The following is a 902-nucleotide window of genomic DNA, read 5'->3' as shown; positions in this document are numbered from 1 at the left end:
GAGGTCGGGCGTCTATCGGGGACTCTGAACGCGATGGTGTCTGGGCTTTCGGATCTTGCGCGGACGAACCGTGCGGCGACGGCGGACCTGAACGCGGCTGCGTCGGAGATCCGTGCGTCGGCGCAGGAGCAGGCGGCGTCGGTTGAGGAGCAGTTTGCGGCGGTGCAGGAGACGGCGGCGACGGTGGACGAGATCACGCATTCGGGGGCGCAGATTTCGAAGCGGGCCACGGAGGTGATTGCGACCGCGCAGGCGACGGCGCAGACCTCGCGCCAGGGTCTGCGGGCGGTCTCCGACACGGCCAAGGCGATGGAGGCGATCCGCGAGCAGGCGGAGGCAGTGGCGGGCAACATCGTCAGCCTGTCGGAGAAGACCCAGACGATCGGGGACATCATCGAGACGGTCAACGACATCTCGGAGCGCACGCACCTGCTGGCGCTCAACGCGGCCATCGAGGCGGCGGCGGCGGGGGAGAGCGGGTTGAGCTTTGCGGTTGTGGCGTCCGAGATGAAGCTTCTGGCCGATCAGGCGAAGGCGGCGACGGGTCAGGTCCGGGGCCTGCTGGGGGAGATCCAGCGGGGGATCAACACGTCGGTGATGCTGACCGAGGAGGCGGTGAAGCGGGCGGCGGCGGGCAAGACGCGCTCGGACACGACGCAGCGCACGATCGAGGAGATCACCGCGCGGGTGGAGGAGAACGTGCAGACGTTCCAGCAGATCGTGGCCTCGACCAACCAGCAGCAGCTGGGCATCGAGCAGGTGATGGGCGCCTTGCAGAACATCCGGCAGGCCAGCCAGCAGACGGCGGCCGGCACGCGCCAGGTCGAGGCGGCCTCGGCCAACCTCACCGAACTCGCCCAGGCGCTCATGGCGCTCGCCGAACGATACAGGCACTGAGGGCG

At 69.1% G+C, this 902-nt stretch carries 1 protein-coding gene; it reads left to right on the top strand.

Annotated features, from left to right (window positions below; translation table 11 throughout):
* On the top strand, positions 1-897 hold an 897-nt coding region (locus MFF58_RS31805; protein WP_238294316.1), incomplete at its 5' end, for a methyl-accepting chemotaxis protein.
* Positions 898-902 lie beyond the last annotated feature (5 nt).

This window comes from Methylobacterium longum (assembly GCF_022179385.1).
GTDB lineage: Bacteria > Pseudomonadota > Alphaproteobacteria > Rhizobiales > Beijerinckiaceae > Methylobacterium > Methylobacterium longum.
The sequence above is the reverse complement of the archived record's forward strand: the minus strand, read 5'-3'. Positions and strand labels throughout refer to the sequence as shown.